The sequence below is a fragment of the Bacillus sp. YBWC18 genome, from assembly GCF_002998775.1.
Taxonomy (GTDB): domain Bacteria; phylum Bacillota; class Bacilli; order Bacillales; family Bacillaceae; genus Bacillus.
In genome coordinates, this window is sequence record NZ_PVRI01000003.1 from 480,700 (window position 1) to 495,056 (window position 14,357).

The 14,357-nt window shown below is 38.3% G+C and carries 10 protein-coding genes; 7 read left to right on the forward strand and 3 right to left on the reverse strand.

Annotation, left to right across the window (positions count from 1 at the left end; genetic code table 11):
• Positions 1-12 precede the first annotated feature (12 nt).
• Positions 13-1,200 carry a CDP-glycerol glycerophosphotransferase family protein gene (locus tag C6348_RS11895; protein WP_106043205.1) on the reverse strand — a complete coding sequence of 396 codons (1,188 nt, stop codon included), beginning with the start codon at positions 1,198-1,200 and terminating at the stop codon, positions 13-15.
• A gap of 11 nt (positions 1,201-1,211) precedes the next feature.
• Positions 1,212-1,982 carry a WecB/TagA/CpsF family glycosyltransferase gene (locus C6348_RS11900; protein WP_034660181.1) on the reverse strand — a complete coding sequence of 257 codons (771 nt, stop codon included), beginning with the start codon at positions 1,980-1,982 and terminating at the stop codon, positions 1,212-1,214.
• 371 nt (positions 1,983-2,353) lie between these two features.
• Here C6348_RS11900 and tagD point away from each other — a divergent pair, with 371 nt between their 5' ends.
• From tagD to tagH, 6 genes are all read left to right on the forward strand, one after another.
• On the forward strand, positions 2,354-2,743 hold the full coding sequence (gene tagD, locus C6348_RS11905) for a glycerol-3-phosphate cytidylyltransferase (protein WP_008343212.1): 390 nt from the start codon (positions 2,354-2,356) through the stop codon (positions 2,741-2,743).
• 97 nt (positions 2,744-2,840) lie between these two features.
• Positions 2,841-4,307, forward strand: coding sequence for an alpha-glucosyltransferase N-terminal domain-containing protein (locus C6348_RS11910; RefSeq protein ID WP_106043207.1), 1,467 nt, complete (start codon positions 2,841-2,843; stop codon positions 4,305-4,307).
• A gap of 48 nt (positions 4,308-4,355) precedes the next feature.
• On the forward strand, positions 4,356-6,617 hold the full coding sequence (locus C6348_RS11915) for a CDP-glycerol glycerophosphotransferase family protein (RefSeq protein ID WP_106043209.1): 2,262 nt from the start codon (positions 4,356-4,358) through the stop codon (positions 6,615-6,617).
• Positions 6,618-6,799: 182 nt separating this feature from the next.
• Positions 6,800-9,166, forward strand: coding sequence for a CDP-glycerol glycerophosphotransferase family protein (locus C6348_RS11920; RefSeq protein WP_106043211.1), 2,367 nt, complete (start codon positions 6,800-6,802; stop codon positions 9,164-9,166).
• A gap of 172 nt (positions 9,167-9,338) precedes the next feature.
• Complete coding sequence (locus tag C6348_RS11925; RefSeq protein ID WP_060597419.1) at positions 9,339-10,166, forward strand: ABC transporter permease; 828 nt, start codon at positions 9,339-9,341, stop codon at positions 10,164-10,166.
• Positions 10,167-10,185: 19 nt separating this feature from the next.
• The gene (gene tagH / locus C6348_RS11930; protein ID WP_106043213.1) at positions 10,186-11,790 is read left to right on the forward strand and encodes a teichoic acids export ABC transporter ATP-binding subunit TagH; all 1,605 of its coding nucleotides are present in this window, start codon (positions 10,186-10,188) and stop codon (positions 11,788-11,790) included.
• Positions 11,791-11,816: 26 nt separating this feature from the next.
• Here the strand turns inward: tagH and galU are convergent, their stop codons facing one another.
• Complete coding sequence (gene galU, locus C6348_RS11935) at positions 11,817-12,698, reverse strand: UTP--glucose-1-phosphate uridylyltransferase GalU (RefSeq protein WP_034660174.1); 882 nt, start codon at positions 12,696-12,698, stop codon at positions 11,817-11,819.
• 269 nt (positions 12,699-12,967) lie between these two features.
• On the opposite strand from galU, the gene wecB reads away from it, so the two are divergent.
• Complete coding sequence (gene wecB, locus C6348_RS11940; RefSeq protein ID WP_095285720.1) at positions 12,968-14,107, forward strand: non-hydrolyzing UDP-N-acetylglucosamine 2-epimerase; 1,140 nt, start codon at positions 12,968-12,970, stop codon at positions 14,105-14,107.
• The last annotated feature ends 250 nt before the right edge of the window (positions 14,108-14,357 follow it).

Consider the following 14,357-nt stretch of genomic DNA (forward strand, 5'->3'; position numbering starts at 1 on the left):
CGTCCGTGCTTCCTAATGAGAAGCCGGACGTTTTTTGTGTAAGAGCTGCTGTTCAATAAATGATAGAAGCTGCTGACTAGACTCGCCCTTTGAATATTGGTTCCATTCCTCAGCGAAGGTTTTGATTCGTTCTCTGTGATCTGATTCGTTTAGATGAAGCAGCTCCTTCAAGAGCATGTCTTGAGTGACGCAAGCCTTTCCAGGAATGATGTCCTCATACCGATCGACTAAGCCGCGTTTCGCTCGATAAGTGTCTAAGTCATAAGTGAAGAACAAAACAGGCTTTTCAAGCAGCGCAAATTCAAACACAATCGACGAATAATCTGTCATGAGTACATCGCAAGTACAAAGCAATGGATAGAGCGGCTGATCGGACACATCAAATATCCATTCACCGTCTGTTTCCGCCTTTGCTAAATGTTTGACCGCAGGATGAAGCTTGACGAGCAGAATATAGTCTCCATTTAGCTCTGTTTGCAATTGCTCTTTTGAAAAAGGCAGGACAAGATCGTCCATTGCAAAGTCTCGATAGGTCGGTGCATAAAGTAGGAGCTTTTTCCCTTTAGGAAAATCATATGGCCTCAAGGAAGGCAGGCACTGATCATAGTACACATCCGTCATCGGTACACCTGTTGGTAAAAAACGTTTATCATTGACCCCAAACGAAGACTTAAAAATCTCGCGCATGTGATCTGAGCCTGTAACGATATAATCGAAAGACGCATAGACTCGTTTGAAGCGTTCGATATCACGTGGACTTCGTTCCGAATTTGATGCATCTTCAAGACCGAATTTTTTCAACGCCCCATTGGCATGCCATACTTGAATACATGTGGTAGAAGGCCGTTTTCTGAGTACACTTGTCATGAGAAAGTAATTATCTGTCACGACAACCTTGCTTTTAAACATTGTATAAATACATTGAATGAGATGGAGAGGATTTTTTTCATGAAAATAGCGAAATGACAGATGAGACCCGTCCTTTTCTATCGCAGAAGCATGCTTCGTATAGAGGACTGTAAGCTTCATCGTCATGTTCGCCTGTTGTTGATAAGTATCAATGAGAGCAGCTGCATTCTCTTGAAATGAAACAAGCAGCGTCACCTGGTTTTCACGCGGTTTCACGCCGCTCATCAGCCATCCAATTAAAGAAACGAAAGCTGCATAGCATGAAATGATCATTGAGCGTATATTCATCATTGGTCAGTCTCTCACAGCTGCTTCGTCTGATCCTTTACTTGCTCAGGATAGTAACGTTTTTTTCCTTTGTTTTCTTTCAATACGGCAAAAGCGTATTTAGGAATGTTCAGCATTCGTTTCCATCTCCACGGATTCACAATCAGTCTGTACAGCCATTCTGTATTTGTCTTAATCATCCATCGTGGTGCACGCTTCACCGTTCCGCTAAATACATCAAAGCTTCCGCCTAAACCGATGCAAACAGCCTGCGGGAATAAATGACGGTATTCATAAATAAAGTTCTCCTGATTTGGATAACCTAAAGCAACGAACACCATATCTGCTTTCGAGCGGGCGATTTGCTTCGCTACGAAACGTTTATCGGCTTGATAGCCGTCACAGCTGCCCGCGATGACCACATTTGGATATTCCGTATCAATTCGCTGTTTAACAGCCTCAAGCACTTCTTTTTTCGCTCCATATAAAAAGATACTTTTAGACTGCTTGTTTGCTAGATCAAGCATAGACATGAAGACATCAAAGCCAGCAATTCTTGACTTCAGCGGACTTTGTGTCAAACGTGACATCAAGACGACGCCTACACCATCCGGCAGAACATAATCCGCAGAAGAGACGACTTGATGGTACGCATGATCCTTCATAACAGCATAGCCAATCTCTGGATTGACAGTCGCAATCATGGCGCCTCTTCTTTGAGAAATATGATGGTGATTCATATAGCTGATAAATTCATCTAGGTCGCCGTTTACATAAGAAAGGTTAGAGACCACTTCTGTTTGCATTGTTTAGACCTCCTTTTTCATCTTGTTATCTATGAACGTTCACTGTAAATTCATTCTTCGTCTACTCATCATTTTATCACAGATACTCCATGAAATATTAACAATAACTTTACAAACCTTTAAATTTCATGACATTTTCATCAATTCATAAGGAGGATGCTGCGAGAAACATTGATTCTTCGGACTTTCCCTTCTGCGCCCAATAAATTGGAAATAGTTTGTCTTTACATCTGCTTAACGTTTGATGGGCGCTGTGATATAATGAGGTTCCGAAGAGCGAAAAAATACGAACGATGATAATAGGATTACGGATAAACATTACTGCATGAAAGCAGTTGAATAAGGAATGAAGAAAGGAGTTCATGTTTGCAATGAAGAAAGTTATTACTTACGGTACATTTGATTTATTACACTGGGGGCACATTAAGCTGCTCGAACGTGCAAAGCAGCTTGGAGATTACTTAGTGGTGGCCATTTCGACAGATGAGTTTAACTTACAAAAATCAAAAAAGGCTTATCATAGCTACGAGCATCGAAAGCTGATTCTTGAAACGATTCGTTATGTAGACGAAGTCATTCCAGAAAACAGCTGGGATCAAAAAGTCCGTGACGTGCAGGAGCACGATATTGATGTGTTTGTCATGGGAGATGACTGGGAAGGTAAATTCGATTTCTTAAAAGAGCATTGCGAAGTCGTGTACTTGAAGAGAACAGAAGGCATCTCGACAACACAAATTAAGGAAGAAATTGCTGGACTTTAATAGATCGAAAAAAAGTACTTCTTATCTTTTGGTGAGAAGTACTTTTTCATGTAAAATACAATGAGCAAGTTATCATTATTTTTAAGGAGAGCTTCCTTTGTTTCAAAATTGGATGAAGAAAAAAGTTGAACACACATTGGATCAACCTCAACAACATGAAACAATGACATCAGTTGACATGCCTGATATGGACTACTACTTTATCATGGGTGATGTACCAAAACAGGATGAGAGCTCAACGAAGTCTTTAAAAGCGAGATTAAAGCCATTGGCTGACAAACATAAACGTAATGCCATTTTAACTTTGAATTATGATGCAAATGTGAAAGAACATATTCATAGCATGGAGGAGACCTTTCTTCGCCAAGTTGACATCTTGAATGTATTTGAACACTATATTCTACCAGAAAGCGGAAGTAAAAGACGTTACTCGGAATTTATCATCGGTACATCATTTCATTCGATCAATGAAGCAGTGATGCCAGTAGATGAATCAATGATACAGGTGACGAGATATGAACTGCCTTCTTCCCCTATTTGTTATATTGATCAATATAATGAAGAGCAGCAATTAGTGAAGAGGGAAGAATACAATTGGCAGGGCGTTTTGTGCAGAGTACAAAGCTTTGTTCCTCATACAGGTGCTCTATACTTGGAGGAACTAATCAATGACGATGGCGGCATTTATATGGAGATCATCTACTCAGGAGATGCAAAAAAGAATCCAGTTCGGCATATTAATTGGTATAAAAAAACAGGAATTCAAACTTTTACAAAGAAAACGGATATAAAGCAACTATGGTTATCCAGTATTCAAACACAAAATGACCGTTTGAAACTAATGATCACAGAAGACCGGGATCAGGACCGCCACCTGTTTAAAATCGATCAGCCTGAAACAACGTATTACGCTGCATTTGTACATGACGCACATTATGAAGAAGATCCGCATCAACTCTATTCTCATTACGGAGAATTATTTAAACAAATAAGAAAACAGCAAGTGGATGCCGTCTTCTTTGGAGATACTAAGCATAAGGTAGATGTTGAGAAGGTATTGGGAGAACAAACCTATTTTTATCTTGTGCCTTCTGATGAAATGTCTCTTTGGAATACAGCACTTCATCATATGCTCGAAAATCGTGAGCGAAAAGATGAACTGAGAAGGATCGTGGACCGTACGAAATGGGTTTTGCGTGATCTAAGCTCTAAACATCATGTTCTTCATCTTCAGCTTGAGTTGAAGGACGAAATGAGCCATGCGGATCATGTGCAAATCGATTTCGCAGGATATGATCGAGGCAATGGAGCTGAAATCATATCTCAAACAATCGATGAAAACCATCAAGTCAGCTTTCCAATTGGTCATTTTCAAACAAAGAAAAACATTGAAACCAACCAAACAAAATACGTTGATTTTTACATTCGTTTTAAAACAGAAGAACTTCAGGAAGTTTTGCAGCGTCTAGAAGTAGAGGGAGAGCTGCTCACCAATAAACCATCGTCAATCGATGGGTGGTCGTATCAAACGAAACAAGGAAACTATTCTTGGAAAGTGAAATAACGTGACAACACAACGGTAAGATTTCTGAACAGAGGAGATTAACGATTAATGATTGAAGAGGGAATTCATAAGAAGAGTGTCGTTGAAGGGTTAAAAAATCATCATGAGAAACTAGAAATGCTTATTCGCATCGACGATGACATGCCATTAAAAGATAGAGAATTTTATTTGTTTATGAGGGAAAGGGTATCAAAACAAGAGCTTTTCCTTCCGCTTGTTCATCAAGAAGAGAATCTATTCAAGTTCGTATTGAGTGAATCATCGCTGCCGCTTGCATTAGAGCAGGGCCAGACATATAACCTGTATGTCACAGACTATCTCAGCGCAAACAAAGAAGAGGATGAAGACGAGCTTGAGGACTCAGCCTATGATTCTGATACAGAAGAAGAGGAAGACGAATTAAAAGAAACGGATAACGCCGAAGTAGAAGAGAAGACGCCATACTATAAACGCCGTTTAAAAATGGAAATAGACAAGCCAGAGCTGACTTTTTTAGAAAATAAAGATGCGATGCTGTATGTCATCCCGTATCGTACGGATAAAGGGAATGCATCGTTTAAAATCAAGCGTGAGCTAAAGGTTGTGAAATTCAATCATATCGAGCTCAACAAAGAATGTACGTTATCTTTAACTGGGTATACAGGCGTTCTCAGTGCAGAGCATCCTTATGAGATCAAAGAAGTAAAGCTTCTATTGAAGAGAAATGGTGAAGAACCAATTGAGCATCGCTTTCCGGTAAATATGACCCCAATAAAAGATGAAGTGGTCAAATACCGTGATGATCAACAAGTACCACAGCTCTATCAATTTCTAGCAGAAGTTCCTTTAAAGGAATTGACCTATTCGTTAAACAACCGCCTTGTATATCGCTTCTATCTTGAATTTATTTGTGATGTAGATGGAGTAGAGGAGACTTTAACGACCGCTTCTTTAGTGCTTGGAGATCGCTCGAACAAACTCAAAGGACTTGTTCAAATTCATAAACGAAACGATGTACCCATTCGATATGAAGTGTATCGAAAGAAAAAAAGACAAACGCTTGGCATTCGAATTAATGATTATACAATGAAAACACGAGCGAAGTACTACGTCAAAAGCAAGTGGAAGAAGTTCAAAAAGAAAATCGGCAAAATAAAAAAAGTCCGTAACCGCCTTGTAACAAGGACCTTCCAAACGACCTTTCAGCTGGCAAGTAAGCTGTCTGTGAAAAAGAAAACGGTTGTTTTTGAAAGCTTTAATGGAAAACAATTCAGCTGTAATCCGCGTGGGATCTATGAGTATATGAAAGAAAATCATCCTGAATATACGTTGATCTGGAGTGTGAAAAAAGGGCATGAAGCACCGTTCAAGGAAAAGGACATCTACTATATCAACCGTCTATCATTGAAATGGATTTTTGCGATGGCAAGAGCCGAGTATTGGGTCGTCAACAGCCGTTTGCCGCTATGGATTCCAAAACCAGAGCATACAACATACTTGCAGACATGGCACGGTACGCCGTTAAAACGACTTGCGATGGATATGGACGAGGTGCATATGCCTGGAACAAACACGAAGAAATACAAAAAGAATTTCACGAAAGAAGCATCGAATTGGGACTATCTCATTTCTCCAAATGCTTACTCGACTGAAATCTTTACACGTGCATTCCAATTTCAAAAGACCATGATTGAGTCAGGATATCCGAGAAATGACTTCCTTCATAATCAAAACAATGAAGAAACGATGAGAGCACTCAAACAAAAAATGAACTTGCCGCTTGATAAAAAATTGATCTTATACGCACCGACATGGAGAGACGATCAATTTTATAAAAAAGGGCAGTACAAATTTGATTTAGACCTTGATCTGCATGAGCTAAGAGCAGCTATCGGAGACGAATATATCATCATTTTGCGTATGCACTATCTAGTCGCTGAAAACTTTGATTTAGGACCATATGAAGGCTTTGCCTATGACTTCTCTCATTACGAAGACATTAGAGACCTGTATATGATATCTGATCTGCTCATCACTGACTACTCATCTGTGTTCTTTGATTATGCAAACCTTAAACGTCCGATGCTGTTCTATGTACCAGACATCGAAACATATCGTGACAAGCTGAGAGGCTTCTACTTCGACTTTGAACAAGAAGCACCTGGACCTCTTGTGAAAGAAACAGCCAGCGTCATTGACTGGGTAAGAGAAACAGAACAGCCAACCTTTACTTTGCCAGCGTCATTCGCACCGTTTTATGAAAAATTCTGCTATTTAGAGAGCGGGGAGTCTTCGAAGCGAGTGGTGGAAGTAGTGTTTTCTGAAAAATAGTTTAAAAAGTACCGTTCTTCGCCTTTTGAACGGTACTTTTTTGTGTTTTTTATTCCATTGTACACATATTTAAAAGTTATGGTAAAAATAAAAAAACATAGAAATTTAACATTAAACATGCTAAATTTAGATAAGATTATCCGGTAATGTAAATTTGCTGAAAATAATATAGAGGTGCTTCAATGTACAAACTTTATCATAATTTTTTAGAAATTCTTAATTTAGATGAACACAAGTTAGTTTTATATATTGATAACATAGAGAAATTGTGCACTTATGAATTTAAAGAGCTAAATGTAAATGAATCAAAGTGGATTTGTGAAATTAATGTAAAGGATCAGATGATTTTTGAATCCACAATAGACAATTCTAATGAAATGATCTATCTCTATGCTAAGGATCATAACTTATATATTGTCAAAGAAAGCTCAGACATGATCCAGCCAGATCAAGTACTTCCCATTGAAATTAATAATCAATTTGATGATATCTATGTCAAGCAATTAGGGTTAGATCGCTTTGGCTTATACAGCGGCGAAGAGGAACTGTTATTATTTTCAGGGCTGCTGAATGTAGATGAGATCAATCGGAATTATAAAATAGATTTGCCCATTAAAAAGGTAGGTAGACGATTTGTGGATATCTCCTTTATTAAATACAGTGCTTTCCACTTTGTTATTACCTATGATTGTCAGAATAAGGAACTAAATGTGAGGAAAATTTTGTTTGATGTGATGCAGGAACATAAAGATATTGAAGTGACTGTGAATAATCGTAATCAAATCAAAATTTTAAATAAAGTGACGGATCAAAAGAAAATCGTCAACTTTAGACTCGTTCCTAGATATCAGCCGCTTAAAGTTTTTGGTAAAGATACCTTGGAGCAGTTCAAAGATGACAATATTCTCAATATCTTGGTGATTAATAAACAAAGATATTACATCTATGTCAGAACGAATGGCGTTTACTTAGTAAGAGGAAACCCATATCTCGTTACAAAACATACGTCGAGATTACGCATCTTTAGTTTGTTTAATAGTTTTTATGTTTATGGAAGATTGACGCATTATGCGTATAATTCAGATCAAAAATATGAATATCTTTACATTAGAAATTCTGAGCACCAGCTGGCGAAATTTATAAGACCATTTAGGAAGATTAAATTCTTGAAAAGATACGGTTTCTTTAAAATTTCGTTAAATGATCTTGATTTAGACAGCAGAATCCACAATAACTTGTTCGTAGGAAATGATCACCGAATTATCCATAGTTTAAGGTTGAAAAAAAAGGATAAAAAGGTCAAAACATATATCACGAAAAAGAATGGGGACAAGCTTCAAGTACTAAGAACAAATCTATTTGGGAATGTGACATCGACCATTATTCCTTATTCACAGGAATATTCTTTATTTAGTAAAGTGAAAATAAAAATAGCGAGTATCCTATCATCATTCTATAAAGACAAAAATTATGGTGTGAATTTGTTTTTTGAGAAAAAGAGTGATAAAGCAGATGAATCAGCTATTAGAGTGTATAACTACGTACAAGACAATTGTCAAACAGGCTCAAAAAATTACTTTATTCTTAATAAGAAATCAAGCGCATATCCAGCATTGAAAGCGAAATATGGAAAGGGTATCATACCGAAATATAGTCTCAGACATTATTTAAGTATCTTTAATGCCAGTTATTTTATATCAAGTGAATTATCTAACCATGTTCTGAATGATAGATTATATATTGATCATCTCAGAGAGAGAATCATGAGTGTTCCACTCGTCTTTTTACAGCATGGAATTATGTTTGCTAAACCGGTTGATAATCCAATGGCCTTTGGATTCCATAAAGACAAGAACCAATATAATATTTATAAATCAGTCATCAGCTCTGAACTAGAGGCTGGTGAATTCTACAAAATGAAATATGATCGTGAGGATTTGATTTTGACAGGGCTAGCAACCTTTGATCATGCCAAATTAGTAGACGGTGCAGATAAGATCGCCTTTATGCCAACTTACCGATATTGGGAAGAGGGTCTTATTTATACGAATAGAATTGAAGAAACATCTTACTATAAAGTTCTGATCAAAATCATCAAAAGCTTTGAAGAAGCAGGTCTTCTTGATCGTCTGTTAATTGTACCGCATAACAAATTTTCGCAGTACGTTTATCAAAACCTGCCTCAGTATAAACATCTTATTTCTGATAACCCATCGGAAGCGCTAAAAGTGTCAAAAGTGTTTATCACTGATTATTCTTCTGCTATTTATGATGCACAATATAGAGGTGCCTATCCTATTTTTTATTGGGAAGAAAAAGATTACTTGATTAGACAGTATAAGGCGATTCCTCCTGTAAACGATGAAAATGCACCAGGACCGATAGCATATAATACACAAGAGCTGATTCGGATTGTTAAACATGCGATCGATCGTCAGTATGTTGTGGAAGATGAATATAAAGAAAAATATCTGAAAATCAACAGCTTTAACGATAATCAGAATACGAAAAGAATTACGGATTTCTTAAAAGAACATCAAATTATCTAATATGTTAGGACCCCCTGAATCAACGATTGAAAGGATTCAGGGGTTTTTTGTCTTCTAGTTTGACGTGCATGACTTTTGTTATAAGGTGAAATGTGCATCGTTATCTGTTACAATTATGAGCGGTGCTTTTTAAAAAAGTAATCCCAAAAACTTATATCTAAGGAAGATTAGAATGAACGCAATGTTGACGATATTAAAGGAGCAAATTAGCTCATTTCCGCTGATTATGCGACTTGCTGTTTATGAAACAAAATCAAAATATCAGATGAATTATTTAGGTGTTTTATGGCAGTTTTTAAATCCATTGATTCAAATGCTGGCTTACTGGTTTGTTTTTGGTCTGGGAATTCGCGGAGGACAGCCAATTGTCATTGGAGGGATGGAAGTTCCATTTATCATCTGGATGCTTGCCGGATTAATCCCTTGGTTCTTCATTAGTCCGACGATACTTGATGGATCAAACAGTGTGTTTAAACGCATTAATATGGTATCGAAAATGAACTTTCCGATTAGTGCGCTGCCGTCTGTAGTGATAATGTCCAACTTGTTCAGCTACTTTGTCATGATGGGTGTCTATCTGATTGTGCTCATTTCCTATGGCATATATCCTGATGCGCACTGGCTGCAATATATATACTATCTTATTTGTATGATCGCGTTTATGTTTTCGTTTAGTTTGTTTAATTCCACGATTAGCGTACTCGTGAGAGACTATCAATTTCTTTTACAATCAGTGACACGTTTACTTTTCTTTTTGCTGCCGATTTTTTGGAATATCTCAGAGAAGCTCACTGGAGACAAAGCTTGGATCGGGGATATATTAAGATTGAATCCTCTTTTCTACATTATTGATGGTTTTAGAAATAGCTTGTTAAAGGGAGAATGGTTCTTCCATGATGTGAAATATACGCTTTATTTTTGGCTGATCACGCTTCTTCTTTTAACAGTCGGTTCATTGCTTCATATGAAATTTAGGGATAAATTTGTCGATTTTCTTTAAAAAGTAAGGAGATTATACGATGAAACTAAAAGTTTCGTTTCGAAACGTATCCAAGCAATACGTCCTATATAAAAAACAGTCAGATAAGATTAAAGGGCTGTTTTTTCCTAATAAAAATGAAAAAGGTTTCTTTGCTGTTCGTGATGTGTCCTTTGATGTATATGAAGGCGAGACGATTGGTTTTGTAGGGATCAACGGATCTGGAAAATCAACGATGTCAAACCTTCTAGCGAAAATCATTCCACCGACAAGTGGTGAAATTGATATGGACGGACAGCCTTCGTTAATTGCCATTGCGGCAGGGCTGAACAACCAATTAAGCGGGAAGGACAACATTCGCCTCAAGTGCTTAATGATGGGGCTGACGAATAAAGAGATAGACGAGCTTTATGAAAAAATCGTAGAGTTTGCGGATATTGGTGACTTTATTGATCAGCCTGTAAAGAGCTACTCAAGCGGAATGAAATCACGCCTTGGCTTCGCCATTTCAGCGCATATCGATCCAGATATCTTGATTATTGATGAAGCATTGTCTGTTGGTGACCAAACCTTCTATCAAAAATGCGTGGATCGAATCACAGAATTCAAAGAACAAGGGAAGACGATCTTTTTTGTCAGCCATTCCATTAGCCAAATTCAAAAAATCTGTGACCGGGTGGCTTGGATGCATTATGGTGAGCTTCGTATGTTTGATGATACGAAGAAGGTCGTGAAAGAGTATAAGGAGTTTGTTGAATGGTTTAACAAGCTTTCTAAAAAAGAAAAAAAAGAATATCAATTGAAACACAAAGAAGGGCGTAAAGGCGTACAAAAAAAGACAGAAAAGGTGTCTCGATATGATGAGAACGGAAAACGACGTTCATTTTTTGGACCAGCCTTTCAAGTGACGATAATAGCTGTTTTAACTATTTTACTTGCCTTATCGATGTTTTCGGATCGCCCGCTTCGTACACTGGCGACGTTTGGCGCCATCCCATCAGATAAGACAGAATCGCTTCAGTCAAAGAACCCGCTATCGAAAGGGGCGCCTGATATGAAAAAGGTGGATCGACAGGCAATTGTCACGGCAGATCCACTCACGGTGTACAAAGATCAAGCCATGAAAAAGAAGGCAGATGTCACTTTGCCATTTGGACAAGAAGTACAAGCTGTCGCTGAAAATAAACAAACCGTTCAAATCAAAACAGCATCAGAGACGTATTTTGTCAAAGCTGATGGGCTTCAACATGCAGAAGAATTAAAGTCATTATCCATTGGACCAGGTCAGTTCAATTCCTATGTATCGCCCGCATCTGCAGGCTCGTATGAGTATTTACTTTCTTTCCTTGGAAAAGAAGAATCTGTGCTTAAGCAAAGAATGCAAACGCTGAGCTCGATCAAAAGTAATCAAGGCGGAATGATTGAACGCTTGACCACAGAGAAAGCCGACTATGTCATTCAAAATGGTCAAGCGAATACGATGGTATTCCGTGAGATCATGTCAATCTCTCCTTCAACACTTGGGCTGACAGAACAGAACGTTTGGATGAATGAGAAACAAACGAAATTCGCAGTGAAGGGCGAAAACAACTTGTTTGTCATTGATAATGAACAGCATACACTGACGATTTCAGTGATCAAATAAAAAGCTGCCGATCCCGGCAGCTTTTTTTAATTCACTTCTTCTTTTTCGAGAAGCTGTTTCATAAATGGAATGAGTTTCTTTTTCAGATCCTCATCTTGAAGGGCGAACTCTAGAGTCGTCTCGATGAAGCCTTGCTTTTCACCGACATCGTATCGTTTTCCTTCGAAATCATAGGCGAATACGCGCTGAATGTCATTCAGCTTTTGGATGGCATCTGTCAGTTGAATTTCTCCGCCTGCACCAATTTCTTGCTGATCAAGGTACATAAAGATCTCTGGTGTGAAAATGTATCGCCCTAAGATGGCGAGATTGGATGGTGCTGTTCCTTGCGGCGGCTTTTCAACAAAGTTTTTCACTTGGTAGCGGCGTCCTTCTTGTGTCAGAGGGTCGATGATTCCGTAGCGATGCGTATCGCTGTCTGCCACCTGCTGAACACCGATCACAGAGGAAAGCGTTTTTTCGTATTCATCCATCAGCTGGCGAAGTCCAGGTGTTTCGGCTTGAACAATGTCATCACCTAATAAAACGGCGAAAGGTTCATCACCGATAAAGTTGCGTGCGCACCAAACGGCGTGTCCAAGTCCTTTAGGTTCCTTTTGACGTATGTAATGAATGTCAGCAATGTTAGAGGATTTTCTCACCTTTTCTAAAAGCTCGCTCTTCCCTTTTTCCTCCAGGTTGCGCTCTAGCTCTGGTGCAAAATCAAAATGATCCTCAATGGCTCTTTTCCCTTTTCCAGTGACGATAATAATGTCTTCAATTCCTGATTCAACAGCTTCTTCAATAATATATTGAATGGTTGGTTTATCAACGATTGGCAGCATTTCTTTAGGCATAGCTTTTGTTGCAGGGAGGAAACGTGTCCCAAGACCTGCTGCTGGTATAATGGCTTTACGTACTTTTTTCAATGAACTTTGCACCTTCCTTACATAGATAACCGATTTAATTATTCAATGTTTGTTCTTGGTCGTCTGTTTAAAGTGTAACTTACAAATCATAGGAAAGACAAATGATTTCACTAAAATGAATTTTAGATAATTCATATTTTATATGTTAAATGTAAAGGAAAGAGAAATTTAACGTTAATTCAATGTAAATTTCTTTTTTTATATCATTAAATTTATCCTCCAAATTGTGTATAATTGAAAGTACTATACTAGGAAAGAGGATTAAACAAGTGAAAAAACTAAATGTAATGACTATTTTCGGTACTAGACCTGAAGCGATCAAAATGGCACCACTTGTCCTTGAATTAAATAAACATCCACAGATAAATTCAATTGTCACTGTAACAGCCCAGCATAGAGAAATGCTTGATCAAGTTCTTGAGGCTTTTTCGATTACGCCAGATCATGATTTAAACATCATGAAGCAGCGCCAGACATTATCTGAAATTACATCAAATGCACTGTTAAAGCTAGATCAATTATTCCTAGAAGAAAAACCTGATATTGTCCTTGTCCATGGTGACACAACAACAACCTTTGCAGGAAGCTTGGCTGCATTTTATCACCAAATTTCAGTCGGTCACGTCGAAGCTGGATTGAGAACACACAATAAGTACTCGCCGTTCCCAGAGGAATTGAACCGTCAAATGACAGGCACTATTGCCGATATTCATTTTGCACCTACAGACGAAGCGAAGCAGAATCTTTTAATTGAAAATAAAAAAGAAGAGACCATTTGTGTGACAGGGAATACAGCGATTGACGCCCTGCAAACAACGGTTACTGAGCAGTATCAGCACCCTATTTTAGAGAAAATAGGCACGGATAAAATGATCTTGTTAACGGCTCATCGCAGAGAGAATCTCGGACAGCCGATGAAAAACATGTTTAGAGCCATTAGACGTGTTGTAGAAGAGTTTGAAGATGTTCAGGTCGTTTATCCTGTTCATTTAAACCCTGCTGTACGTGATGCAGCTCAGACAGAATTTAGCGGTCTCGATCGGGTACACTTAATTGAACCGCTTGAAGTCGTTGATTTCCATAACTTTGCTGCCGCTTCACACTTTATCTTAACGGATTCTGGCGGTGTACAAGAGGAGGCGCCTTCTCTAGGGAAGCCAGTATTAGTGCTGCGTGATACAACAGAACGTCCAGAAGGCGTGAAAGCCGGCACGCTTAAGCTTGCAGGTACAGATGAAGAGACCATTTACAAAATGGCAAAAGAGCTGCTAGTAGATCAGAAAGAGTATGACAATATGTCGAAGGCGTCTAACCCTTATGGTGACGGACAAGCCTCGAGACGAATTGTCGAAGAGCTCCTCCATCGATTTGGATTAAGTGAAGAAAAACCTGCCCCATTCAAATCATAAAAAAAGAAGACTACAGTCATGTAGTCTTCTCAGGCTGTCGAGAAAATCTCGACAGCTTTATTTTTTCCTTAAACTTTCCATCTCCTCATTTTATAATAGAGAAAAACCCACTTAAGGAAGGTGTTTTTCTCATGTTCCACACTAGAAATTCTTCTCAGCACGAAGCCGAATTTGTATTGCTAGATCAACTGGTCGAAGAGGATCACCTGCTTCGTAAAATTGATCAGTACATTGATTTTTCATTTATCGT

Excerpts from the sequence above, each read along its gene's own strand:
- C6348_RS11920 (WP_106043211.1), top strand. The coding sequence starts at position 6,800 with ATGTACAAACTTTATCATAATTTTTTAGAAATTCTTAATTTAGATGAA.
- tagH (WP_106043213.1), top strand. The coding sequence starts at position 10,186 with ATGAAACTAAAAGTTTCGTTTCGAAACGTATCCAAGCAATACGTCCTA.
- C6348_RS11915 (WP_106043209.1), top strand. The coding sequence starts at position 4,356 with ATGATTGAAGAGGGAATTCATAAGAAGAGTGTCGTTGAAGGGTTAAAA.
- C6348_RS11895 (WP_106043205.1), bottom strand. The coding sequence starts at position 1,200 with ATGATGAATATACGCTCAATGATCATTTCATGCTATGCAGCTTTCGTT.
- C6348_RS11925 (WP_060597419.1), top strand. The coding sequence starts at position 9,339 with ATGAACGCAATGTTGACGATATTAAAGGAGCAAATTAGCTCATTTCCG.
- C6348_RS11900 (WP_034660181.1), bottom strand. The coding sequence starts at position 1,982 with ATGCAAACAGAAGTGGTCTCTAACCTTTCTTATGTAAACGGCGACCTA.
- tagD (WP_008343212.1), top strand. The coding sequence starts at position 2,354 with ATGAAGAAAGTTATTACTTACGGTACATTTGATTTATTACACTGGGGG.